16 protein-coding genes are annotated in these 19435 nt (G+C 65.6%); 9 read left to right on the forward strand and 7 right to left on the reverse strand.

The window, feature by feature from the left end; genetic code table 11:
- Positions 1-152 precede the first annotated feature (152 nt).
- From urtA to urtE, 5 genes are all read left to right on the forward strand, one after another.
- Positions 153-1463 carry an urea ABC transporter substrate-binding protein gene (urtA, locus tag J3R73_RS08230; protein WP_307424884.1) on the forward strand — a complete coding sequence of 437 codons (1311 nt, stop codon included), beginning with the start codon at positions 153-155 and terminating at the stop codon, positions 1461-1463.
- Between the two features lie 307 nt (positions 1464-1770).
- Entirely contained in the window at positions 1771-3363 is a 1593-nt protein-coding gene (gene urtB, locus J3R73_RS08235; protein ID WP_307424886.1) for an urea ABC transporter permease subunit UrtB, read from the forward strand.
- Positions 3360-4502: an urea ABC transporter permease subunit UrtC gene (urtC, locus tag J3R73_RS08240; RefSeq protein WP_307424889.1), complete on the forward strand. Its 1143-nt coding sequence runs from the start codon at positions 3360-3362 to the stop codon at positions 4500-4502. The genes urtB and urtC overlap by 4 nt, the downstream gene beginning before the upstream one ends.
- Before the next feature lie 117 nt (positions 4503-4619).
- Positions 4620-5381, forward strand: a complete 762-nt coding sequence (urtD, locus tag J3R73_RS08245) for an urea ABC transporter ATP-binding protein UrtD (RefSeq protein WP_307424891.1) — start codon at positions 4620-4622, stop codon at positions 5379-5381.
- A gap of 1 nt (position 5382) precedes the next feature.
- Positions 5383-6078 (forward strand): urea ABC transporter ATP-binding subunit UrtE, encoded by a 696-nt coding sequence (urtE, locus tag J3R73_RS08250; RefSeq protein ID WP_307424895.1) that lies wholly within the window; start codon positions 5383-5385, stop codon positions 6076-6078.
- 718 nt (positions 6079-6796) lie between these two features.
- On the opposite strand, the gene J3R73_RS08255 is transcribed toward urtE, so the two are convergent.
- The 7 genes from J3R73_RS08255 to J3R73_RS08285 all read right to left on the reverse strand — a co-directional run bounded on the left by J3R73_RS08255 (position 6797) and on the right by J3R73_RS08285 (position 14618).
- Positions 6797-8323 carry an MDR family MFS transporter gene (locus J3R73_RS08255; protein ID WP_307424898.1) on the reverse strand — a complete coding sequence of 509 codons (1527 nt, stop codon included), beginning with the start codon at positions 8321-8323 and terminating at the stop codon, positions 6797-6799.
- Positions 8320-8763, reverse strand: coding sequence for a MarR family winged helix-turn-helix transcriptional regulator (locus J3R73_RS08260; RefSeq protein ID WP_307424901.1), 444 nt, complete (start codon positions 8761-8763; stop codon positions 8320-8322). Before J3R73_RS08260 ends, J3R73_RS08255 begins: the two co-directional genes overlap by 4 nt.
- 53 nt (positions 8764-8816) lie before the next feature.
- Complete coding sequence (locus J3R73_RS08265) at positions 8817-9533, reverse strand: FkbM family methyltransferase (protein WP_307424903.1); 717 nt, start codon at positions 9531-9533, stop codon at positions 8817-8819.
- Positions 9534-9788: 255 nt separating this feature from the next.
- Positions 9789-10838 carry an ABC transporter ATP-binding protein gene (locus tag J3R73_RS08270; RefSeq protein WP_307424907.1) on the reverse strand — a complete coding sequence of 350 codons (1050 nt, stop codon included), beginning with the start codon at positions 10836-10838 and terminating at the stop codon, positions 9789-9791.
- 8 nt (positions 10839-10846) lie between these two features.
- Entirely contained in the window at positions 10847-11899 is a 1053-nt protein-coding gene (locus J3R73_RS08275) for a carbohydrate ABC transporter permease (protein ID WP_307424910.1), read from the reverse strand.
- A complete protein-coding gene (locus J3R73_RS08280) occupies positions 11896-13029 on the reverse strand; it encodes a carbohydrate ABC transporter permease (RefSeq protein ID WP_307424912.1) in 1134 nt (377 codons plus the stop codon). The genes J3R73_RS08275 and J3R73_RS08280 overlap by 4 nt, the downstream gene beginning before the upstream one ends.
- A gap of 119 nt (positions 13030-13148) precedes the next feature.
- Positions 13149-14618, reverse strand: coding sequence for an ABC transporter substrate-binding protein (locus tag J3R73_RS08285; protein ID WP_307424915.1), 1470 nt, complete (start codon positions 14616-14618; stop codon positions 13149-13151).
- Between the two features lie 443 nt (positions 14619-15061).
- Between J3R73_RS08285 and J3R73_RS08290 the strand changes: the two genes are divergently transcribed.
- From J3R73_RS08290 to otnC, 4 genes are all read left to right on the forward strand, one after another.
- Positions 15062-16507 (forward strand): mannitol dehydrogenase family protein, encoded by a 1446-nt coding sequence (locus J3R73_RS08290; RefSeq protein ID WP_307424918.1) that lies wholly within the window; start codon positions 15062-15064, stop codon positions 16505-16507.
- 157 nt (positions 16508-16664) lie between these two features.
- On the forward strand, positions 16665-17450 hold the full coding sequence (locus J3R73_RS08295) for a FadR/GntR family transcriptional regulator (RefSeq protein ID WP_307424921.1): 786 nt from the start codon (positions 16665-16667) through the stop codon (positions 17448-17450).
- Between the two features lie 88 nt (positions 17451-17538).
- Entirely contained in the window at positions 17539-18795 is a 1257-nt protein-coding gene (gene otnK, locus J3R73_RS08300; RefSeq protein ID WP_307424923.1) for a 3-oxo-tetronate kinase, read from the forward strand.
- Positions 18792-19427, forward strand: a complete 636-nt coding sequence (gene otnC, locus J3R73_RS08305; RefSeq protein WP_307424926.1) for a 3-oxo-tetronate 4-phosphate decarboxylase — start codon at positions 18792-18794, stop codon at positions 19425-19427. Before otnK ends, otnC begins: the two co-directional genes overlap by 4 nt.
- The last annotated feature ends 8 nt before the right edge of the window (positions 19428-19435 follow it).

The raw sequence follows: 19435 nt of genomic DNA on the forward strand, positions 1-19435 counted from the left end.
AACAAATTAGCAGCACTTCGTCCCGAATACGTCAATCGACGTATGTGCCGCATCACACAAAGGCGGTGAAGTCGCGGCATCGGCATGGTGACAGCCTGCCGGCACGCATTTCAGTCGGCGCGTCCGCCGTCCACATCGAAAGGGGAAACTCGATGAAACTACCGGTGATCAACCGTCGCTCAGCCTTGCTGGGCCTCGCCGGCGCCGCCGGCGCGCTCGCCTTCGCCGGCGGCACGCGCTCGGCCTTCGCCGCCGGGGACACCATCAAGGTCGGCGTGCTGCATTCGCTCAGCGGCACGATGGCGATCAGCGAGACGACGCTGAAGGACGTCATGCTGATGCTGATCGAGGAGCAGAACAAGAAGGGCGGCCTGCTCGGCAAGAAGCTCGAAGCCGTCGTCGTCGATCCCGCTTCCAACTGGCCGCTCTTCGCCGAGAAGGCGCGCGAGCTGATCACCAAGGATGGCTGCGTCGCCACCTTCGGCTGCTGGACCTCGGTTTCCCGCAAATCCGTGCTGCCGGTGTTCGAGGAGCTGAACTCCATCCTGTTCTACCCGGTGCAGTTCGAGGGCGAGGAGTCCTCCAAGAACATCTTCTACACCGGCGCCGCCCCGAACCAGCAGGCCATCCCCGCCGTCGACTATCTGATGGCGAACGAGGACGTGAAGCGCTGGGTGCTCGCCGGCACCGACTATGTCTATCCGCGCACCACCAACAAGATCCTGGAAGCCTATCTCAAGGCCAAGGGCGTGGCGCCGGAAGACATCATGATCAACTACACGCCGTTCGGCCAGTCCGACTGGCAGACGATCGTCTCCGACATCAAGAAGTTCGGCTCCGCCGGCAAGAAGACGGCCGTGGTCTCCACCATCAATGGTGACGCCAACGTGCCCTTCTACAAGGAGCTCGGCAACCAGGGGATCAAGGCCACCGACATCCCGGTCGTCGCCTTCTCGGTCGGCGAGGAAGAACTCGCCGGCATGGACAAGAAGCCGCTCGTCGGCCATCTCGCCGCCTGGAACTACTTCATGTCGGTCGACACGCCCGAGAACAAGGCGTTCATCGACAAGTGGCATGCCTTCACGAAGAAGGCGAACCGCACCACCAACGACCCGATGGAAGCCCATTACATCGGCTTCAACATGTGGGTTGCGGCGGTGACGGCGGCCGGCACCACCGATTCGGACGCGGTGCAGGACGCGCTGATCGGCATCTCCGTACCCAACCTGTCGGGCGGCCTCTCCACCATGATGCCGAACCACTACATCACCAAGCCGGTGCTGATCGGCGAGATCCAGGAGGACGGCCAGTTCAACATCGTCCAGCAGTCGCCGATGGTCGTCGGCGACGAATGGTCCGACTATCTCGACGGCTCGAAGGACCTCATCGCCGATTGGCGCAAGCCGATGTCCTGCGGCAATTTCAACGTCAAGATCGGCAAATGCGGCGGCAAGGCCGCCTGATCCAAGGCTACCTCACTTGGCGGGCCGCTCTCCGGAGCGGCCCTTCCCCGGGTGCCGCAAGCCCGGGATCGCGGGCATCCTGCCCCTATGCTCTTACCCGGGCCGGCGATTGGAGGGGCGATCACCGATCGACCTCTTCCTTTCCGGCAGGCTCGGCGTTTCCAAGAAGGGCGATCGGTGATCGCCCCTCCATCGCCACGCCTTACCCGGCCAAGTCAGCGCATCAGGGCACCCCTGCCTGCCTCTTCGTCGAACGGGACATTTTCAACGGCGGGCAGAATGCCTGCGGTCCCAGGAAAATCGAGCCATGCAAGCGCTTCTTCGCATCTCCGGATTGATCCTTCTCCTGCTGCTGGCGGGCGTCTCGGCGGCGCTCGCCGACGGCGCCGTTCAATCCAAGCTCGCGACCGACAAATATGACGAGATCGATGCGGGCGTCACCGCGCTCGCCGCCAGCGGCGATCCGCAGGCCCCTGCCATCATCGCGGCGCTCGCCGACGGCAAGCTCAGCTACGATCCGGCGACCAAAGGGCTCTATTACCTCAAGGGCGAGGATCTCATCGAAGGCGCCACCGGCAACAAGGCCGGCGCCGCGCCGCCCGGCCTGAAGAAGGTCAAGCTCAACAACCGCGTGCGCCGCGCCATCGACGCCGCGCAGGGCGCCCTGACGCTGATGGCGCCCGACCCGGCGACGCGGCTCTCGGCGGCCGATGCGGTGTTCAAGTCGCGCGACGCCACCGCTCTGCCCCTGCTGGAGAAGGCGCTCGCCGCCGAGACCGACGCGTCTGTCCGCACGGCGCTGGAGCGCGCCCGCGCCGCCATCGTCTTCCTCTCCCCGGGCGCTGCGGAAGCGGATCGGATCACCGCCGCCAAGCTGATCGCGACGCGCGGCGACCAGGATGCGCTCGGCCTGCTGCAATCCCTGCCCGACGATGCGCCCCCGGCGCTGCGGGACGAGGCTGCGGCCGGCGTCAAGTCGATCAATGAAGGCCTCATCCTGTGGAGCGCGGCGCAGAACCTGTGGTTCGGCCTCTCGCTCGGCTCGGTGCTGCTGCTCGCGGCGATCGGCCTCGCCATCACCTTCGGCGTGATGGGCGTGATCAACATGGCACATGGCGAGATGGTGATGCTCGGCGCCTACACCACCTTCGTCGTCCAGCAGGCGATCCGCACCTATGCGCCGGCGCTGTTCGACTATTCGATGCTCCTGTCCATTCCGCTCGCCTTCCTCTTCGCCGGCGCGGTCGGCGTGCTGATCGAGCGCACCATCATCCGCTGGCTCTATGGCCGCCCGCTGGAGACGCTGCTGGCGACCTGGGGCGTCAGCCTCATCCTGCAGCAGGCCGTCCGCACCCTCTTCGGGCCAACGAACCAGGATGTCGGGGCGCCCGCCTTCATGACAGGCTCCTTCGCCCTCGGCGGGCTCGACATCACCTGGAACCGCCTGTGGATCGTCGCCTTCGCCGGCCTCGTCTTCGCCGCCCTGCTGTTCGTGCTGCGCTTCACGCGGTTCGGCCTGCAGATGCGCGCGGTGACGCAGAACCGGCGCATGGCGTCGGCGATGGGCATCCGCACCAACTGGGTCGACGCCATGACCTTCGGCCTCGGCTCCGGTATCGCCGGCCTGGCGGGCGTGGCGCTCTCGCAGATCGACAATGTCTCGCCCAATCTCGGCACCGGCTACATCATCGACTCCTTCCTCGTCGTGGTCTTCGGCGGCGTCGGCAATCTCTGGGGCACGCTGGTGGGCGCGATGACGCTCGGCATCGCCAACAAGCTGCTCGAACCCTTCGCCGGCGCCGTCCTCGGCAAGATCGCGCTGCTGGTGCTCGTCATCCTCTTCATCCAGAAACGCCCGCGCGGACTGTTCGCACTCAAGGGCAGGGCGGTGGAACAATGATCACGACCAGGCTCCTCGCCGACCGCCGCGGCCTCGTCTTCCTGGGCATCCTCCTGCTGCTCGCCGTCGCGCTTCCCTATTGCCATATGGGGTTGCCGGAGACCTCGCCCTTCCATGTCCCCGACTGGGTGGTCGGCCTGATCGGCAAATATCTGTGCTATGCGCTCCTCGCCATCGCGCTCGACCTCGTCTGGGGCTATTGCGGCATCCTTTCGCTCGGCCATGGCGCCTTCTTCGCGCTCGGCGGCTATGCGATGGGCATGTATCTGATGCGCCAGATCGGCCCGCGCGGCCAATATGGCGACCCGGTCCTGCCCGATTTCATGGTGTTCCTGAACTGGAGGCACCTGCCGCTGACCTGGTACGGCTTCGACTTCTTCCCCTATGCGATGCTGATGGTGCTGGTGGTGCCCGGCGTGCTCGCCTTCGTGTTCGGCTGGCTGGCCTTCCGCTCGCGCGTCACCGGCGTCTACCTCTCCATCATCACGCAGGCGATGACCTATGCGCTGATGCTGGCCTTCTTCCGTAACGACATGGGCTTCGGCGGCAATAACGGCCTGACCGACTTCAAGGACATCCTCGGCTACGACATCACCGCGGCTTCGACCCGCACCGTGCTGCTCGTCCTCACCATCGCGGCGCTGGCGCTCGGCTACCTCGTCGCCCGCTTCATCGTCACCTCCAAGCTCGGCAAGGTGCTGCTCGGGGTGCGCGACGCCGAAAGCCGCACGCGGTTCCTCGGCTACCGCGTCGAGCAGTACAAGCTCTTCGTGTTCGTGGTCTCGGCCTGCATGGCGGGCGTCGCGGGCGCCCTCTACGTGCCGCAGGTCGGCATCATCAATCCCGGCGAGTTCACGCCGGCCAATTCCATCGAGGTGGTGATCTGGGTCGCGGTCGGCGGCCGCGGCACGCTGGTCGGCGCGGCGCTCGGCGCCGTGCTGGTGAACCTCGCCAAGACGATCTTCACCTCGGGCATCTTCGCCCCCTACTGGCTGTTCGTGCTCGGCGGCCTCTTCGTCGTGGTCACGCTGTTCCTGCCGAAGGGCGTGGTGGGCACGCTGGGACAATGGAAGGCCCGCCGCCGCCCGCCCTCCGAGCCGGCGAAACCTTCCAAGGTCGCCGAAGCCGCGGCCGAATGAGGAGGGCGCGATGAAGGCTTCCCGGGTGCGCGGACGTCCTCGTCCGCTCTTGGAAACGCTGAGCCAGCAGGATGGAAAGAGGCGGACGAGGACGTCCGCGCACCCGGGAATCGCAGCATGACGACAGACCACGCCAGCCTCACCAACACCCTCCTCTATCTCGACGGCGTCGAGGTCGCCTTCGACGGCTATCGCGCCTTGCGGGGCCTGTCGCTGATCGTCGCGCCCGGCGAGATGCTGGCGATCATCGGCCCGAACGGCGCCGGCAAGACCACCATGATGGACGTGATCACCGGCAAGACCCGCCCCGACAAGGGCGACGTGCTGTTCGAGGGCAAGATCGACCTCACCAAGCGCGACGAGGCCGACATCGCCCAGCTCGGCATCGGACGGAAGTTCCAGAAGCCGACGGTGTTCGAGAACCAGACCGTCGAGGAGAACATCCTGCTGGCGCTCAAGGGCGGCCGCGGCGTGATGGCCAACCTGTTCTGGCGCGTGACCCCGGCGATCGCCGCCAAGGTCGACCAGGTGCTTGAGAAGATCCGCCTTTCCTCCCTGCGCTACCGGCTGGCCGGCTCTCTGTCGCACGGCCAGAAGCAATGGCTCGAAATCGGCATGCTGCTGGCGCAGGATCCCAAGCTCCTGCTGGTCGACGAGCCGGCGGCGGGCATGACTGATGCCGAGACGGCGCAGACCGCCATCCTCCTCAGGGAGATCGCCAAGGACCATTCGGTCGTCGTCGTCGAGCACGACATGGGGTTCGTGCGCGATCTCGACGTGCGCGTCACCTGCCTGCACGAGGGCGCGGTGCTCGCCGAGGGCACGCTCGACCAGGTCAGCGCCAATGAGCGCGTCATCGAAGTCTATCTGGGGCGCTGACATGCTGGAAGTAAGCGATCTCGACCTCCATTACGGCGCCGCGCAGGCGCTGCGCTCCGTCTCCGTCAAGGCGGTGCCGGGCCGCGTCACCTGCATCCTCGGCCGCAACGGCGTCGGCAAGTCCTCGCTGCTGCGGGCGCTCGTCGGCCACCAGCCGATCACCCGCGGGCGCATCGCCTGGCAGGGCGCCGACCTCACCGGGCTGACGGCGCATGACCGCGCCCGGCGCGGCGTCGCCTATGTGCCGCAGGGGCGGGAGATCTTCTCGCTGCTCTCGGTGAAGGAAAATCTGGAAACCGGCTTCGCTCCGCTCAAGCGGGCCGACTGCTTCATTCCCGAGGACGTCTTCTCCCTGTTCCCCGTGCTGAAGGACATGCTGAGGCGCCGCGGCGGCGACCTTTCCGGCGGACAGCAGCAGCAGCTCGCCATCGGCCGGGCGCTCGTCACCCGGCCCACCCTCCTGGTCCTCGACGAGCCGACCGAAGGCATCCAGCCCTCGATCATCAAGGATATCGGCCGGGCGATCCAATATCTGCGCCAGAAGGGCAATATCGCCATCGTGCTGGTCGAGCAATATTTCGATTTCGCCCGCGAACTCGCCGATGATTTCTACGTGATGGACCGCGGCGAGATCGTGATGTCCGGCACGCGCGAGAGCATGGTGGAGGATGAGGTCCGCAAGCGCATGTCGGTGTGAGGGCAGGCGCGACGCGACGGCGATTCGTGGGACGGACGGGCCCGCTCTGGCCGCGATCGGTTTCCTTGAGACGGGGGTCGGCTGCGGTGGAGTACGGCGCAAGTCGCTGTACGCCGATCTCGCGAGTCGAATAGCTGGGCGGGGCGGAAGCAGAAAACAGCCTTCTCGCAGATGTTTGGGCGCGTTCGGTCGTATCCGCTTCCCACGAAAAGCCGTCCTGCCTCCGGCGGCGCTCTTTCTCCACGACGCATTCAACACGCCGTGGCGCAGCTCCTCACCTTTATCCTCCCCCCGCAGGCGGGGCGAGGAGACCTCGACGTCGCGATAGGCTTGTAAAACGCCCATCTCGCAGCCCCGTTCTATGGCTCGATGCCGGCCATTTCCTTCGCCCCGCTTGCGGGGAGAAGGGTAGGATGAGGGGCGGCGCAACGATGGGAATGTGCGCACAAGTTTCGGCTGCCGCGCCTTCGTGCAGAAGCCCGATGCCTCACACGCGACTGGACGATCACCGACAATCGTTTCAGGGCTTCCGGCGTGTGAGGCGTGGCAGCCGGCAGGGGTCTGCTTCCCACGAAAAGCGGAAGCGCCTCCCACGACATGCCGGCCCAGCCCGGCGCCGCTTCACACGCCAACCCGGTTCGGGCCTGACTTAAACCTCTCGGATCGCTGACGAATTGCCGATGGACGATCTGACGGTGCCGGCAGAGCCGCAGAGCGATCATCCCTCCGCCGGCGCTTGCTGTTTCGCCGCGGGATGGCCGCCGAGCGGCAGTTCGGGCATGAAGAGCAGGGCGACCAGCGCCGCGGCGACGATGGCGACGCCCAGTTCGAAGGTCGTGGCGATGGCGTGGCGATAGAGTTCGATCATCGCCGCCTGTGCCTGGGGCGACAGGGTGGCGATGCCGCCGGGGCCGGCGTCGGGCGCGGAGGAGAGCGCGCCGCCGCCCGCCTGCAGGGCATGGGCGAGGATGGCCCCCGATCCGGTCACGCCCATGAGGCCGCCGAGCGAGCGGAAGAAGACGAGCGTCGCGGTGCCGACGCCGCGATGGGGAACCGGCAGCGCGTTCTGCACCGCGATGGTCATGTTCGGCATCACCAGGCCGAGCCCGAGGCCGAGCGCGGTGATCGCCGGCTCGATCACCAGGAAGCCCCGGGCGGTCGCCGCGCCCCAGGCGAGGACGGCGAAAGCCACAACGGCCAGCGACAGGCCGGCGATCTGGGCGGGCTTGTAGCGGCCGGAGCGCAGCAGGAGGCGGCCGTTGACGATCGAGGAAACGACGACGCCGACCATCAGCGGGCCGGTGAGGAAGCCGGAATAGGCCGGACTGACCCCCATCACCGCCTGGAAGAACAGGGGAAAGAACACGCTCGACCCGAGCAGGCCCATGGAGGCCAGCGCCATGACGGCGGAGGCGACGACGAAGGTCCGGTTGGCGAAGAGGTCGAGCGGCAGGACCGGCTCCGGCACGCGCCTGACATGGACGACGAACCAGCATCCGAGCCCGGCCGCGAGGGCGGCGCAGATGCCGATCTCCGGCGAATCCCACGGCCATTCGGTGCCGCCGAGGGCGAGGACGAGGAGGAGGGCGGTGGTCGCTGCCGTCATCAGCAGGGAACCGAGATAATCGATCCGGCGCGCCTGGATACGGTGCGGCCGGCGCAGGGCCCGGGTGATGACGAACAGGCCGACGGCGCCGATCGGCAGGTTGACATAGAAGATCCAATGCCAGGAGAGGAGGTCGGTGATCACGCCGCCGATGACGGGACCGACGACGCTGCAGACCGCGAAGACGGCGACGATCGAGCCCTGCCGCCGGCCGCGCTCGGCCGGCGCGACGAGATCGCCGATGATGATCTGGCTGAGCGGCAGGAGGCCGCCGGCCCCGAGCCCCTGGATCGCCCGGAAGACGATGAGTTCCGGCAGGTTCCGGGCCATGCCGCACAGCGCCGATCCGGCAAGGAAGACGAGGACGGCTGCAAGGATCATCGGCTTGCGGCCATATTGGTCGCTGAGCTTGCCGTAGAGCGGCATGGTGGCGGTGGACGCCAGCACATAGGCGGTCACCACCCACGACAAATGGGCGATGCCGCCGAGATCGGCGACGATGCGGGGTAAAGCGGTGGCGACGATGCTCTGGTCGATGGCGCCGAGGCCCATGACGATCATCAGGCCGAGGAAGACGGCCCGGATCTCGCGCCGGTCCGGCGGGCCGGCAAGCGCCGTTTCGTCGCGTTGCGCCGTCATTGTGTGAGCGCCGTGAGCGGGCCGATCGCGCCGCGGATGGCCTGACGGGCCTCGGGCGGCAGCAGGGCGAGTTGGCCGGCCAGCCAGTCGCGGCGGCGATTGCGCAGGGTTTCGATGAGGTCGCGCCCCTTGTCGGTGAGGTGGAGGCCTGCGCGCCGCCTGTCGTGCGGATCGGGGACGGCACGGACGAGACCGGCGGTCTCCATGGGGCCGATATGGCCGCTGATCGTCGGCCCGCGCAGCTTTTCCATGCGCGCGAGTTCGCCGACACCGATGCCGGGATGCTTCAGAATGGCGACGAGCAGCAGGTTCTGGAAGGGCGAAATCCCTTCATGCGTATCGACGCTCTCCTGGCGCAGGCGCCGGTAGAGCCGATGGAGCGGGACGCAGTTCATCGACGAGGAGCAGCGCGTCGTCGCATGAGAAGGTGAGAAGGGCATGGACCCGCATAATATTGGCCGCTTACATAGAAACTACACTTGCGGTGTACCATTCACCCTAGCCGAGGAGCTCCCTCGTATAGTGCTATGGTATATCCTCCGTGCTCTTCCAATATATATCCCTCTGATCTAAGAAGAAACTGCGCAGATATATAGTTTGATTTCTGTAAATGCTTGTGTTCGTACATTATAATGGTCGGTCTAAATCGAGAAAAATCCAACTGCCGTAGAATATTATAATCATATCCCTCGGTATCTATATGAAGTAGATCTATTTTTTCTATCATGTTTAATTTTATTGCTTCGGTTAGTGATACGGCTGGAACGGATATTTGTATTATGTAAGGTTCGATCTTCGACCCCAAATGGCTCGTAATATGATTGCGGTCGAAGCTGGCAAGCTGATCGAACCAATAGGGAAGATCAAGTGAATTGACAGCTTTGGGATCTACAGACCAGAGCGTTATGTGTTCGCTCTCGTCAGAAATAGCAGCATTAAAGAATAATAGCCCCTGCTTTTTACGATAGTTTTGCTTCAGTCGATCAAAAAGGTATGGAACGGGTTCTACAAGCAGACCCCGCCAATTTTTCTTCCTTTTAATCCATTTATATAAAGGGTCGCCCTGGCGGCCGTCGTTGGATCCGATCTGCACAAGAATACATTGGTCTCCCAAATATTTCCGTATAAATTCATCAATGGCATGTGGCGAGTTCCACCTGAGCCAATGCTTGACGCGTAGTGGAATAAAAGACTTAAGATGGTGTAACATTTAGAGCTCCGTTGAAGAGACGCAAATGTAGAGATTGTTGTCTCTGGCAATTAACACTATCAACTTTACCATCGCGGTCTACAATGTCACGGGCGACCCAATTCAATCTGTAGAACCGCAGTTGAATTGGCGCGGCTAGCGACTACGGCTGAGAGCCGGAGCCGCCGTTCAGTCTTGGAATGACAGGTCGAATTTTTAGAGGCAGAACCTAACTCGTCTTGTATTTGCCGGTTGTCAGCGAAGTTGCACGTCGGCCTACGCCAGCCGGTTGCCGTTCCGGCTGTCGAACAGATGCAGCGTCTTCTCGTCGAAGCCGATGCCGATCTTCTCGCCGATGGGGCGCTGGAAATCCTTGTCCACCTTGACGATGACGTTCGAGCCGCCGGCGCGGCAGGTGACGAGGGCGTGGTCGCCGATCAGTTCGGTGGCGAAGACTTCGCCGACGAGCTTGCCTTGTCCCGGCGCCGTCACCCGGCCGTCCTCGGGGCGGATACCGGCCACGGCGCGGGGATTGGAGAGCCGGCTGCCGGTGTCGAAGCTGCCGGCGGAGGCGGTGAAACGGCCGTCCTTCAATTCGCCTTCGAGGAAATTCATCGGCGGCGAGCCGATGAAGCCGGCGACGAAGAGATTCGCAGGGTGGTTGTAGATGTTGGCGGGCGTGTCGAGTTGCTGCAGCACGCCCTTGTCGAGCAGGGCGACGCGATGGGCGAGCGTCATCGCCTCGACCTGGTCATGCGTCACATAGATGGTGGTGATGCCGAGCTCGTGCTGCATGTGCTTGAGTTCGGCGCGCATATAGCCGCGCAGCTTGGCGTCGAGATTGGAGAGCGGTTCGTCCATCAGGAAGGCCGCCGGCCGTCGGATGATGGCGCGGGCGAGGGCGACGCGCTGGCGCTGTCCGCCGGACAGCTGGCGGGGATAGCGGTCGAGCAGCCCGTCGAGCTGGACCTGGCGCGCCACGTCCCGCACGCTCGCCTCGATCTCGGCCCGGGGCCGCTTGCGGACCGCGAGGGGGTAGGCGATGTTGGCGAACACCGTCTTGTGCGGATAGAGCGCATAGGACTGGAACACCATGGCGATGTCGCGATATTTCGGCAGGATGCTGGTGACGTCGCGGTCGCCGATGCGGATCGTGCCGGAGGAGACGGTCTCCAGGCCGGCGATCATGCGCAGTGCCGTGGTCTTGCCCGAGCCGGAGGCGCCGAGCAGCACCAGGAACTCGCCGTCCTTCACTTCGAGGTCGAGGCCCTTCACCACGTCGACCGCGCCGAAGGACTTGTGGATGTTCGACAACGTAACTTGCATCGTCCGATCTAACCCTTGACCGCGCCGACGAGGAGGCCCCGCGCGATATGCTTCTGCAGGAAGCCGGCGATGACGATCACCGGAACGATCATGATCACGATCAGCACCGACATGTACCACCATTGCGGACCGCGGGTCGTGTTCTGGGCCGACACCAGCACCGGCATGGTCTGGGCGTTGGCGTTGGAGAGGAAGAGGGCGAGCAGATATTCGTTCCAGGCCAGGATCAGCACCAGCATGAAGGTGGCCGCCAGCCCGGAGCGCACCAGCGGCAGGGCGATGGTGAAGAACACGCGGAACTTGGACGCGCCGTCGATCTCCGCGCTCTCCTCGAGGTCGAGCGGGATGCCGGCGAAGAAGTCGCGCGTCAGCCACACCACGATCGGCAGGTTCACGGCGGTGTAGGTGGAGATCAAAGCGATCTGCGTGTCCAGCAGCTTGAGGTGCTGGAACATGACGTAGATCGGCAGCACCGCCACGATCGGCGGCATGATCCGGTTCGAGATCATCCAGAATTCGATGTCGTTGTTGCCGAGCGCCGCCTTGAAGCGGCGCCCGATCGTCGACAGCGTCAGCAGGAAGAGGGCGATCGCCACCGCCACCGCCGCCTGCCAGGGCACGGCGAAGGCCGCCACCGCGACGATCACCGCCGCCAGCAGCACGATGAAGGAGAGGATGGCGGCGAGCTTCACCTGGAAGCGGATGCGCACCAGGGCGTAGGCCGCCAGCGCGCCGATCAGCAGGGCGAGGAGCGTGCTGGTGAGGGCGACGATGACCGAATTCACATAGGGCCACAGCGTGTTGTTCTGGAACAGCATGAAGTTCCAGGCGTCGAGCGAGGGCGTGAAGTCGACGAAGGGGATGTAATAGGGGCCGGCATCGACCTCGATCTGGATCTTCAGCGAGGTGACGAGCACCCAATAGAGCGGGAACAGCACGATCAGGGACCAGGCGAAGAGCAGCCCGTAGGTGGCGATCTTCGGGACCGGCGCGAGCGTGTCGAGGCTGCGCGGCTCGAACAGCCGGCGCATCAGCGGGCGGTCGTCGGGCATGGCCGTCATTGGTACCTCCGGGTGGCCCGGACCACGAAGTTGAAGAACGACACGCAGGTGATCGTCGAGACGAACAGAAGGAGGTAGCCGATCGCCGCCGAGCCGCCGAGATCCTGGGTGCGCCAGGCGATGAAGGAGTGCAGCGTCAGCGATTCCGTGGCGAGGCCGGGGCCGCCGGCCGTGAGCACATTGGGCATGTCGATGATCTTGAACGCCTCGATCAGCCGGATGAGCACCACCGTCGCGGCGACCGGGGCGATCGCCGGCCAGGTGATGTCGCGCAGGATCTGGAAGCGGTTGGCCCCGTCGAGATGGGCGGCTTCGAGCTGGTCGCGCGGCTGGTTCTCGATGGCGGCGAGCAGCACGATGAACATGAAGGGCGTCCATTGCCAGGTGTCGCCGACCAGCACCATCAGGCGGGCCGACCACGCCTCCGTGGCCCAGGACCACTGGCTGACGCCGAAGATGTGGCTCAGCGGCGCGAAGGGCCCCTTCTGCATGTCCGCGAGCATGCGGAAGATGTAGGCCACGCCCACCGGCGTCACCATCATCGGGATGAAGAAGATGACGCGGAACCAGCTGCGGGCACGGATCGGCTGCGCGCAGAGCAGCGCCAGCCCGAGCCCGAGCAGGAATTGTACGAAGACACCGACGAACACGTAGAGCAGCGTGTTGAGCAGCGTGCCCTGGAAGCCGCCGGCGACGACGGTGCCGAGCACGACATACCACAGCCCGGCGGCGAGGCCGGCCGCGATCAGGCGGCCGATGAAGCCGAACAGCGCGAAGCCCCTCATGGCATAGCGGGCGAGCCAGGCCAGAAGGACCACGATCCCGACGGCGAACAGCGTCAGTTCGAGCGGCCCGAACGGCTTGAACGTGCCGAGGAAGTGATATTGCTGCGCGCCGACGAACAGGCGCGAATAATTATACAGGCCGATGAAGGTGAGCTTGAAGCTGCCGGCGAAGAGCGCGAAGCGCGACAGCGACAGATAGGCCGAGACGATCAGCGGGAAGATGGCGAAGGCGAGCAGGATCAGCACGGCGGGCAGCACCATGATGCTGCCCGAGTGACGATCGACCCATTGCGCCACCCTTTCCTGCCGATCGGTTTCGTTGGGAACGGTAACGTTTGCGACCATAATCGTCCGGGATGCGTTGAAGCGGGCTGTTGCCCAAGCGCGGGGAGGGGCGTTGCCGCCACCGCTGCGGCACCGGCGGGGACGCCGCCGGTGCCGCTGTCGGCGGCGTCAGTCGAACGTCACTTGGCCCCGAGGGTGCTCTTGTAGAATTTGAGCTGGTCTTCGGTGCCGATCTGGTCGTTGAGGTCCTTCCAGCCGTCCGAGATCGTCTTGATCGCGGTTTCCTTGTCGATCTCGCCAGCGAGGAAGCGGGAGATCGCCTCGTCGAGGACGACCTGCTGGTATTTCTGGTTCTGCGGGATGCGCAGGTCGAGGATCATGTTCGGGCTGTTGAGGCTGTCATGGATGGCGCCGAGATAGCTCGCCGCCGCCTTCTCGCTCATGCCGCCCTTCTTCCAGGAGTCGTTATAGGTCAGCTGCGAGATCCGGTAGGGATTGAAGCCGGTCTTGCCGATGGTGACGTCGACATTGGATTGGGCCGGCTGGCTGAGATAGGAGAAGAAGGCGTAGGCCGCATCCTTGACCTTGTCGCTGGCCTTGGCGTTGATGCCGCCGCTCCAGCCGCCGAAGGCGGCGAAGGGCGCATGGTTCACGCCGTCGATCGCATAGGGGCAATTATCCTTGGTGCAGGCTTCGAGCTTGCCGGTGTCCTGGTTCAGCACTTCCTTCGAACCGGGCATGATGGTCGCGCCGGTCTTGTCGATGACCTTGGAGGTCGCGGGATCGATGGCGAGGACGCCGACGTCGCCCCAGTCGAGGTTGAGGGCGCATTTGCCCGAGGTGAACAGCGGGCGCGTGTCGCTCACATCCATGTTGAGCTCGTCCGGCGGGCCGTATTTGCCGGATTCCTTCAGGAAGTCGAGGCTCTTGCGGAAGGCCTCGTTGTCGACCAGGGGCGACATGTCCTTGGTGTTGAAGAAGGTGCCCTGCGCCGTGCCCTTCGACTGCGTCATCGAGCCGACGACGTCGGTGACGAACCAGTAGCTCTGGGCGTTGCGCTTCTTGGCGATGCAGGAGCCGTAGATCTTCTGCCCGTCGACTTCCATGCCGTTCAGCTTCTTGGCGTCCTCGAGATATTCATCCCAGGTCGTCGGCGGCTTCAGGCCGGCCTTGTCGAAGATGTCGGTCCGGTAATAGAGCATGTGGAAATCGCCATCGAGCGGCACGAGATAGGTCTTGCCGCCATAGCTGGACGAGAAGTCGCGGAAGAACGGCGCGATGTCGTTCCACTCGATCGCCTTGTCCTTGGCGATGCGCGCCCCGACATCCTCCAGATAGCCGCCGGCGACGTAGTCGACCATCCATTGCGGCGCGAAGACCGCGGCGTCGACGGAATTGGTGCCGCTGGCCCAGTCGGTCAGCACCTTCTGGTAGAGATCGGAGAACGGCACGGCGATGACGTTGATCTTGGCGCCCGTGAGCTTCTCGAATTCCGGCGCACGCCTCTGCAGCGGTTCCTGAATCGCGCCCGTCTGGGTCATGACGTTGACCGTCACGCCGTCGAATTCGCCGGCGAACGCGGGTATTGCGACACAAGAAAGCAGGGCAGCCGCCGCGAGGCCACCGATAGCGCGACTTCTCGAAGTCATTCCAATCCTCCAGAATTTCAATTTTGTTGTTCTTATACAGGTCGTTGACTGCATCGCTCCGGATGGCGGGCGCCGCCGGACGAACGCTGCTGCGAGTATGGCACCAGCGATTGCGAAACGTCAAATGTCCGATCATTGTCCGCAGGGGTCCGAAGCCGGGCCGATGCCGGCTCCGCCTGCCTTCCCGCGGGTGCTCGGACGCCCGGTCCGCTCTCTCCGTCCGCAGACGAGGCGTTTTCCGGAGCGGAGGGAGGTTCGGGGCCCCGGGAACCCGATCGGAACATCCGTGAGCGTCCGCCGGGCTTTTTCCGGGGGCGGCCCGTTTTGCCGGTTGCAGCGGCGCCGATTCGGGGCAGTATTGCAGCCGCAAGACGCTCAAGAGACGGATTCCGCCGCTTCGCTGCGGACATGCACCGCCCGTCGTCGCGTAAGGATGCGTAGAAATGATCGAACTGTCCGAGAGAGCCCTCGATTCGCTGCCGCCGCATGTGCGGGTTCCCCGGTTCGATCGCCGATCCCTGCGGGCGGGCATCGTGCATATCGGCGTCGGCAATTTCCATCGGGTGCACCAGGCCCTCGTCATCGACGACTGCCTTGAGGAGCGGGGCAATGAGGGCTGGGCGATCTGCGGCGTCGGCATCGTTCCCGGCGAGGCGGGGCGCGCCAAGGCGGCGACCTACCGCAAGCAGGACTATCTCTACACCGTGACGGAGTTCGCCGCCGACGGCTCGGCCAGGGTGCGCGTCGTCGGCGCGATGATCAACTATCTGCATGCCCCCGGCGATCCCGAGGCGGTGCTGCTGCGCATGAGCTCGCCGGATACACGCATCGTGTCGCTCACCATCACCGAAGGCGGCTACGACCGCGACAAGGTGCTGGCCGAGCACGATCCGAACGGCGTGCCGCGCACCGCCTTCGATTTCATCGTCGAGGCGCTGGAGCGCCGCCGCAATGCCGGTTTTCCGCCCTTCACCGTGATGTCCTGCGACAATCTGCGCAGCAATGGCGACACCACCCGCGCCATCGTGCTCGCCTTGGCGCGGGCGACCAATCCGGGCCTGGCCGACTGGATCGAGCGGGAAGGCGCCTTTCCCAACTCCATGGTCGACCGCATCGCCCCGCGCGTCAGCGCCGACGACCGGCGCATGGTCAACGGGTTCAGCGGCATCGAGGATGCGGTACCGGCGATCTGCGAGGTCTACACCAATTGGGTGATGGAGGACCGTTTCTGCAACGGCCGGCCGCCGTTCAAGCGGTTCGGCGTCACCATGCGCGACGATGTCGCCTTGTTCGAATCCATCAAGGGGCGGCTCTCCAACGCCGCCCATATGATGCTGTGCTATCCGGCGGTGCTGCTCGGTTACCGCCTGATCAACGAGGCGATGGGCGACCACCGGCTGGTGAAGCTGTTGCGGGACTTCTGGCGCATCGATGCCATCCCGCTGGTGACGCCGCCGGCCGGGGTGTCGCCCCACGACTTCACCGAGCAGGTGATCGAGCGCTTCGCCAACAAGGGCATCAACGACCAGGTGCTGCGCGTCGCCCATGACGGCGCCTCGAAGATCATGGTCTTCCATTCGAAGACGATCAGCCAATTGATCGCCGGGGGAGGGGCGCTCGACCGCGAGGCCTTCATGCTCGCCTGCTTCGCCCGCTATCTCTTCGGCCGGGACGGTCGCGGCCAGTCCTTCCCGGTGGACGAGCCGCAGCTGAGCGAGGAGGACTGGACGCTGGCGAGAAGCCGCGACCCGCTCGCCGTGCTGCGCCTGCACCCGTTCCGGGACCTGCATCTGGCCGAGAGCGGCGCCTTCCGGCAAGCCTTCGCCCGCTTCTCCCAGGCCATCGCGGAGAAGGGCGTCTCGCGCGTGCTCGACGAGCTCGTCGCCTGAGGTCGCTCGCCGGCGGCGACGGGCGGATCCGCCCGTCGCGGGAGGCGGGTCGTCGCGCCTCCCACGAAAGACGGGCGCTTGATTTTGGACGTGACAGCCGGGACTAAATGTTTTAACTGGACTGCTTAACAGTCCAGTTGTCGGCGAGGCCGGATAGATGGCGGTTCCTCTTTCTCCCCTCCACGAAGTCATCCACAAGCAGACGGCCAAGGAGATGATCCGCGACAAGATCGTCTCCCTGATCGCGTCCGGCATCCTGCAGGTGGGGGACGAGCTTCCGAGCGAGCGGGAACTGGCGACGATGCTGATGGTGAGCCGGGAAACCGTGCGGGGCGCCGTGCAGCGCCTGGCGGGCGAGGGCATCGTGCAGGTCTCCCAGGGCGCGCGGACCCGGATCGCCAACGTCAATGTCGATGTCGGCACGCAGCGCATCGGCGTCACCAGCCCGACCTCGATCAACGGCTACAGCCTGGATGCCGTGCATGCGGCGCGCCTGCTGGTCGAGACCGCCGTCGTCGCGGACGCCGCCCTCTATCTCAGCGCCGACGACATCCGGCGCCTGGAGGATTCGCTCAAGGCGCAGGAGCTGGCCTTCGCCGATCCCGTCCGCTTCCTGATCTGCGACCGCGAATTCCACCTCACCATCTACTACGCATCGCGCAACCGCCTGCTCGCCGACTTCGTGGTCGACCTCTACACCTATATGCTCGACCATCGCCGCATCGCGATGGGCAAGCCGGGGGCGATCGGCAAGAGCCTGGAAGACCACCGCTTCATCGTCAACGCCCTGAAGATGCGCAATCCGCAGGCGGTGTCGGCGGCCTTCGCCAACCATATCCTTCGCATCCACGACACCAGCCGGGCGGTGGATGCCACGGCCGGGACCAAGACGCCCCGTCCGGCCGGGGTGCCGCCGCAGGGCGACGAGAAGGAGGCGGTGTGATGTCCGTGCGCGCCGCGTTCCATCGGGGCCGGGCGGCCGGCCGCCCCGCTTCTCGGCAAGAATTCCCTTTGTTTCCTTAGGATTGCACATGCTTCTTGGAGCGGTTGCTGACGATTTCACCGGCGCGAGCGATCTCGCCAACACGCTGGCCCGAGGCGGCATGGCGACGATGCAGTTCGTCGGAGCGGGCACGGGCGCGGCGCCGGCCGGCTGCGAGGCCGGCGTCGTCGCCCTGAAGACGCGCTCGATCGCGCCGGCCGAGGCCGTCCGCCAGTCGCTCGATGCGGCCCGCTGGCTCCTCGCCCAGGGCTGCGAGCAGATCATCTTCAAATATTGCTCGACCTTCGATTCCACCCCCGAAGGCAATATCGGCCCGGTCGCCGAGGCGCTGCTGGACCTGCTGGGCACCGGCGTCGCCGTCGTCTGCCCGGTCTTTCCGGCGGCGGGACGGCGGCTCTTCATGGGCCATCTGTTCGTCGGCGACCGGCTGCTCAGCGAATCCGGCATGGAGAAGCATCCGCTCACCCCGATGACCGACCCCGATATCCGGCGCTGGCTGCGCCGGCAGACCCGCGGCGAGGTCGGCCACGTGCCCCTCGACACGGTGCGGGCCGGCGGCGCGGCGCTGGCGGCGGCGATCGATGCCGAGGCGGCGGCGGCGCGGCGCCTGGTGGTGACGGACGCCGTGGCCGATCAGGACCTGCTCGCCATCGGCGCGGCGGTCGCCGGGCACAGGCTGGTGACGGGCGGCTCGGGCATCGCGCTCGGCCTGCCGCAGAATTTCCGGGCGAAGGGGCGCCTGTCGGGCGAGCCGATGACGCTTCCCGCGGTGCACGGACCCGCCATCGTCCTGTGCGGCTCGTGTTCGTCGGCCTCGCAGGCCCAGGTGGCGGCCTATCGCGCCGACAGGCCGGGGCTGGCCGTCGATCCTGCCGAGCTGATGGACGGACGCATGACGCTCGGCCGGGCCGTCGAGTGGGTGCGCAGCCATGCGGGCGAGGCGCCCATCGTCTATTCGACGGCGGCGCCGGACGCGGTGCGGGAGGCCCAGAAGCAATTCGGCAGGGAGGCGGTCGCCGCCGCCATCGAGACCTTCTTCGGCGACCTGGCGCGGACGGTCGCGGAGGACGGCATGAAGCGCATCGTGGTCGGCGGCGGCGAGACGTCCGGCGCCGTCGTCGAGGCGCTGGGGCTCCGCAGCCTGCAGATCGGTAGCGAGATCGCCCCGGGCGTGCCCGCGCTGGTCACCGAACGCGGCGGCCCGCTCGGGCTGGCGCTGAAGAGCGGCAATTTCGGCGGAGCGGACTTCTTCGCCAAGGCAGTCGGACAGGTGGGAACGGCATGAGCGAGCAGGCGATCCGCGAAAACATGGTGAAATGGGGCCGGTCCCTGTTCGAGCGCGGGCTGACGGCCGGCTCCTCGGGCAACATCTCCGTGCGCCTCGACGACGGCTACCTGATGACGCCGACGAATTCCTGCCTGGGCTTTCTGGACCCGGCGACGCTGTCGAAGCTCGACCCGCAGGGCCGGCATGTCTCGGGCGACGCGCCGACCAAGGAATTGCCGCTGCATTTCGCCTTCTACGAGCAGCGCCCGGCCTCCAAAGCGGTGGTGCACCTGCATTCGACCTATGCCACGGCGCTGTCCTGCCTGTCCGATGTCGATCCGGCCGACGCCATTCCGCCGATCACGCCCTATGTGGTGATGCGGGCGGGCCGGGTGCCCGTGGTGCCCTATACGCGGCCGGGCGCCGCCGAGGTCAAGCCGCTGATCGCGGCGCTCGCCGCCGAGCACGCCGCCGTGCTGCTGCAGAACCACGGACCGGTGGTGGCCGGAGCGACGCTGGATGCGGCCGTCTTCGCCATCGAGGAGGTCGAGGAGGCGGCGAAACTGGCGATCATCACGCGCGGCATGCCGGTACGCCTGCTCGACGAGGCGGCGATCGCCGATCTCGACCGCCATTTCAAGCTCAGATGATGCCTTTC

The sequence above is a fragment of the Labrys monachus genome, assembly GCF_030814655.1.
In the GTDB taxonomy this organism is placed as follows: domain Bacteria; phylum Pseudomonadota; class Alphaproteobacteria; order Rhizobiales; family Labraceae; genus Labrys; species Labrys monacha.